The sequence below is a fragment of the Streptomyces katrae genome (assembly GCF_000966975.1).
GTDB lineage: Bacteria > Actinomycetota > Actinomycetes > Streptomycetales > Streptomycetaceae > Streptomyces > Streptomyces katrae.
Map to the genome: position 1 here is coordinate 1 of NZ_JZWV01000584.1, position 5168 is coordinate 5168.

The 5168-nt window shown below is 76.3% G+C and carries 4 protein-coding genes and 2 pseudogenes; 5 read left to right on the forward strand and 1 reads right to left on the reverse strand.

Annotated elements, in window-relative coordinates:
* Positions 1-208: 208 nt before the first annotated feature.
* From VR44_RS47370 to VR44_RS21060, 5 genes and pseudogenes are all read left to right on the forward strand, one after another.
* Positions 209-601 (forward strand): annotated as a pseudogene (locus VR44_RS47370) (trehalase-like domain-containing protein); the annotation flags it as partial.
* Between the two features lie 145 nt (positions 602-746).
* Positions 747-1955 (forward strand): glycoside hydrolase family 15 protein, encoded by a 1209-nt coding sequence (locus VR44_RS21045; protein WP_245692055.1) that lies wholly within the window; start codon positions 747-749, stop codon positions 1953-1955.
* A 192-nt stretch (positions 1956-2147) separates the two neighbouring features.
* Positions 2148-3181 (forward strand): annotated as a pseudogene (locus tag VR44_RS21050) (GlxA family transcriptional regulator).
* 57 nt (positions 3182-3238) lie between these two features.
* Positions 3239-4027 (forward strand): MBL fold metallo-hydrolase, encoded by a 789-nt coding sequence (locus tag VR44_RS21055; protein ID WP_045949109.1) that lies wholly within the window; start codon positions 3239-3241, stop codon positions 4025-4027.
* A 97-nt stretch (positions 4028-4124) separates the two neighbouring features.
* The gene (locus VR44_RS21060; protein WP_052713739.1) at positions 4125-4571 is read left to right on the forward strand and encodes a hypothetical protein; all 447 of its coding nucleotides are present in this window, start codon (positions 4125-4127) and stop codon (positions 4569-4571) included.
* On the opposite strand, the gene VR44_RS21065 is transcribed toward VR44_RS21060, so the two are convergent.
* Positions 4546-5168 (reverse strand): ABC transporter substrate-binding protein (locus VR44_RS21065; protein ID WP_045949110.1); only part of this gene is annotated, 623 nt, incomplete at its 5' end. The two genes, VR44_RS21060 and VR44_RS21065, sit on opposite strands and share 26 nt — an antisense overlap.

Consider the following 5168-nt stretch of genomic DNA (forward strand, 5'->3'; position numbering starts at 1 on the left):
GTACCGGGTCGCCTGAGGCACGGCCCGGCGGGTTGCGGGTGCCGGGCGCGGGCCCGGCGGGCCGGCCGGTGTGCCCGGGGTTCGGCCCGGCGGGTGACGGGGGCGGGCCCGGGTTGGAGGGGTCGCGGCAGGGTAGCCGCCCGTACAGCGGAAGGGGGTGAGCCCCACGGACCGGCCTCGTACCGAGCCCCGCCCCGGGCTGCGCCACGTGCCGCGGCCGTTGCGGGACTACGCCCTGCTGGCCGACGGGGAGCGGGGCGCGCTGACCGGCCCGGAGGGCGACGTGGTGTGGCTGTGCGTCCCCGGCTGGGACGGTCCGGCGGTGTTCTCCGAACTGATCGGGGGCGCGGGTGCGTTCACCGTGCGCCCGGAGTCCTCGTGGAAGGTGTCGGGCGGGGCGTACGACGAGGGCTCGCTGATCTGGACCGCCCGCTGGACGATGCCGGACGCCGTGGTGGAGTGCCGGGAGGCCCTGGCGGCCCCGGCGCAGCCGCACCGGGTGGTGCTGCTGCGGCGGCTCCGGGCCGTGACGGGTGCCGCGCGGATGGCCGTCCGGCTGGCGGTGCACGGGGAGTACGGCAGCGCACCCGCGCCGGTGCTGCGGCAGGCGGGCGAGGGACTGTGGGAGGGGTCGCGCGGACCCCTGCGGGTACGGACCCCTGCGGGTACGGCTGAGCGGCCTGGCCGAGGCACGGGCGGCGCCGGACGGGGAGCTGAGCGCGCTGGTCCGCGTAGCGCGGGGCGGTGTGTGCGACCTGGTGCTGGAGGTGGGCGACGGGCCGCTGGGCGAGCCGGTGGAGGCGGAATCCGCGTGGCGGCGTACCGAGGGGTTCTGGGCGGGGGCCGTGCCGCCGTGCGAGGGGTTGACGGCGAGCCGGGACGTGCGCCAGGCGTACGCCGTCCTCACCGGCCTGACCAGCCCGCGGACCGGTGCGATGGTGGCGGCGGCGACCACCTCCCTCCCCGAACGCGCGGACGCGGACCGGGACTACGACTACCGCTACGCCTGGCTGCGCGACCAGTGCTACGCGGGCCAGGCGGTGGCCGTGCACGGTCCGCACCCGCTGACGGACGCCGCGGTGCGGGTGGCCACCGAGCGGGTGCTCGCGGACGGGCCGGGGCTGCGGCCCGCGTACCGGACCGACGGCTCGCCGGTGCCGGCCGAGCAGCGGCTGCCGCTGTGCGGCTACCCGGGCGCCGCGGACCGGGTCGGCAACCGCGCCGGCTCCCAGTTCCAGCTCGACACGTTCGGCGAGGTGCTGGAACTCCTCGCGGTGGCGGCCCGCGACGACCGGCTGCCCGAGGACGGGGTCCGGGCGGCGGCGGTGGCGGGCAAGGCCCTGGAGGAGTACTGGGACCGGCCGGACGCGGGCATGTGGGAGCTGGAGCCGGCCTGGTGGACCCATTCACGGCTGGCCGCGGTCACCGGGCTGCGCGCCGCCGCGCGGGAGATCGGCGGGCCGGACGCGGACCGCTGGAGCGCCCTGGCGGAGACGATCCTGCGGGCGGCGCGGCGCCGCTGCCTGCACTCCTCGGGCCGCTGGCAGCGTTCGGCCACGGACACCGGGCCCGACGCGGCTCTGCTGCGGCCCCTGGCCTCCCCGTACTGGCCGGGGCCGCGGACCGTCGCGGCGGCCACCCGGGAGGCGGTGGCGCGGGAGCTGGCGGAGGACGGGTTCCTGTACCGGTTCCGGCAGGGCGACGGGCCGCTGGGCGAGCTGGAGGGCGCCTTCCTGATGGGCGGGTTCCAGATGGCCTCGGCCTGCCTGGCCGACGGCCGGCCGGCGGAGGCCGGCCGCTGGTTCGAGCGGACCCGTACGGCCGTGGGCCAGGCCGGGCTGTTCGCCGAGGAGTACGACGTCCGCAACCGGCAGCTGCGGGGCAACCTGCCCCAGGCGTTCGTGCACGCCCTGCTGCTGGAGAGCGCGGTACGGCTGGACCGCGCGACGGGCTGAACCGTCCCCCGTTCTGCCGGAACGCGGGTCCCCCAGTCCGCCGGGCCGCCAGGCCGCCGGGCCGCCAGGCCGCCAGGCCTGCTCCCCCGGTCCCCCGGTCCGCCCGCACCCGGTCGGGACGGGACCGGGCATGGCCGGATGTGACAGAAGCTGGTCATTGCGGCCATCGGGTGGGGGCGAAATGATCGGCGCATGCTTCCACCGCAACTCCCCCCGCCGGCCCGCCGGCAGGCCCCGCCGCACAGGGTCGTCATCGTCGCCTTCCCCGGGGCCGAACTGCTCGACGTCACGGGCCCGGCCGAGGTGTTCTCGGTCGCCACGCGCGTCGCCGGCCCCGGCCGGCCCGGCTCCCCGGCCGGCCCGGCTACACCGTGCGGGTCGCGACGGCCGGCGGCGACCCGGTGGTGACCTCCAGCGGTCTTCGCCTGATGGCCGACCTGGCACTGGAGGAGGTGGACGGGGCCGTGGACACCCTGCTCGTGTCGGGCGCGGTGGAGGTCGGCGAGGGCGGGGTGGAGCCGGTGCTCGACGGTGCGGTCGTCGACTGGCTGCGGGAGGCGGCCCCCCGGGCCGGTCGTCTGGGCTCGGTCTGCGCGGGCGCGCACCTGCTGGCCGCGGCGGGGCTGCTGGACGGGCTGCCCGCCACGACGCACTGGCTCACGGCCGGCCGGCTGGCCGCCGACCACCCGCGCGTCGCCGTCGACCCGGACCCCCTCTTCATCCGGGCCGGGCGGCTGTGGACCTGCGCCGGGATCACCTCGGGGATGGACATGGCGCTCGCGATGGTCACGGAGGACCACGGCCCCGAACTCGCCCTGGCCACCGCCCGGATGATGGTCATGTACGTCAAACGGGCGGGTGGCCAGAGCCAGTTCAGCGTGCCCCTCGCGGTACCGGAGACCGCCGGCGGCGACCGGATCGACGAGTTGCGGGTCTGGATCGGCGAGCACCTGGCCGAGGACCTGTCCGCGGAGGCACTGGCCGCCCGGCTGCACCTCAGCGTGCGCCACTTCTCACGGCTCTTCCGCCGCCGCACGGGCACCACACCTGCCGCGTACGTCGAGTCCGCGCGGCTGGAGGCCGCCCGCGGGCTGCTCCAGGACAGCGGGCACGGCCTGCCGGAGGTGGCCGCCCTCAGCGGCCTCGGCTCGGTGGAGAGCCTCCACCGCTCCTTCCGGCGGCGCCTGGGCACCACCCCGGCCGAGTACCGCCGCCGCTTCCGCTGACCCCCGGCGCCCGCCGCGCGGCGGGCGCCGCCCTCACCCGACCTTGGGAGAAGACGCATGTCCCGTACCACCCGAATCATCCCGATCCCCGTCCTGGGGCGGAACGGCATCAACGCCTACCTGCTGCTGGGCCGCCGGCCCGTGGTCGTCGACGCCGGCACCCCCGGCAGCGGCCGGAAGATCCACGACGCGATCGCCGCGCACGGGGTGGACCCGGCCGACGTGTCGCTGATCGTCCTCACCCACGGGCACATCGACCACTTCGGCTCCGCCGCCGAACTGAGCCGGCTGACCGGCGCCCCCGTGGCGGGCCACGTGGCGGACCTGGGCCCGTACCGCAGCGGCCGGGTCCGCGAACCGTACCTGCCCACCGGCCCGATGGGCCGCCTGATGGCCCGCAACGGGAAACTGCACGCGCGGGCCGAACCGGTCGAACCCGAGGTGCTGTTGCGGGGCGAGACGGACCTGTCCGAGACGGACCTGTCCGACTACGGGATCGAGGCGCGCGTCATGCCGACTCCCGGCCACACCGCCGGATCGGTGTCCGTCCTCACCGGGCAGGGCGACCTCGTCGCGGGCGACCTGATCGCCAACTCCTTCATGGGGCTGATCCCGGGCAGACCGGCCAGCCCTCCCTTCCACGACGACCCCGTGGGCAACCTCGCCAGCCTCAAGCGGATGCTCGATCTGGACCCGACCCGGCTGCACGTCGGCCACGGCAGCCCCCTGGAACCCGCCCGGGTCCGCCGCTGGGCCGCCCGCGAGGAGCGGCGCCTCGCCCGCCGCCGGGCCGCCGGCCGGCTGCGGACCCGGGGCCCGGAGCCGGACCCGCAAGGCCTCCTATGACATCTGTCATCCCGCACAGGTGATCGCCGGCCCTGCCGACCGCCCCCTCCCCCCGACGAGAATGACGGTCACCGCAACACGACCACGGGGGAACGAAGTGAACGTCCTGAAGAAGCAGACGGCGACGACAGAGGCCACGACGACCGGACCGGGCGAGGAGAGCCGCCCCGGGGACCTGGCTCCGGCCGACTACCGGCTCCCGGTCTGGTTCTTCGGCTTCGAGGGCGTCCTCGCGGCCGCCTTCGACATCATCAAGGCCTTCCCCTCGGCCTGGCCGGTCCTGCTGGGGCTGCTGGTCGTCAACATCGCCGTCTCGCTGACGCTGATGCGCCGGCGGCTGAAGCTGGCCAAGGCCCTGTGGCGGGCCCTCGTCGCCCTGCGGGTCGGCAGCCACTTCGCGCTCAACGCGCTGGGTTTCGCCGTCACTTCGACCCTCGGTCACGCCGTCTTCGCCGTGGTCATGGCCGCGGTCACGATCGGCCTGCTGGCCTACTCGCAGGAGACGGCCGTCCGCGCCCTCACCCGCACTCCGGCCGAACGGTGACCCGTGGGGCGCCGGCGGCGTGCAGGACGCGGAATCGGCCCGGGTCCGCGGGGTCCCGGTCGGCCACCTGGACCGGCGCCCACGCCCACTGCCGGACTCCGATGCCCGGCACACGGGAGAAACGGATCTCGCCCCGGGTGCCCTGAACGGCGACGTCCGCCCAGGGATCGTCCCCGCGCGGGGAGCGCAGCACCTCGGCGAGGACGGTGACCGTGTCGTAGCCCTCGAAGGCGACGAAGGAGGGTGCTTCGCCCAGCCGTGCGCGCAGGGCCGTCCCCACCCGGGTGCCCAGGGGCCCGAGGTGTTCGGGCAGGTAGCGCAGGAACGGTACGGCCGTTCCTTCCGCGCCCAGCAGCGTCGCCCATTCGGTGAACTCCGGCTGTCCGGCGGGCGCGCCGATCAGGATCCCGCCGAGGCGGGGGTCGCGGCGGACGGCCCTGACGACCGGTACCGCGGGATCCGGGTGGCCCAGGAGGAGGAGCAGGGCCGTCGCGCCATGGGTGAGGAGTTCCCCGCAGAGGGCCTCGGGGGTGAGCGTGCGCATGTCGAGCTCGACGAGGGTCGCGCCGCGCGGGACGAGGTGTTCGCGCAGGACGC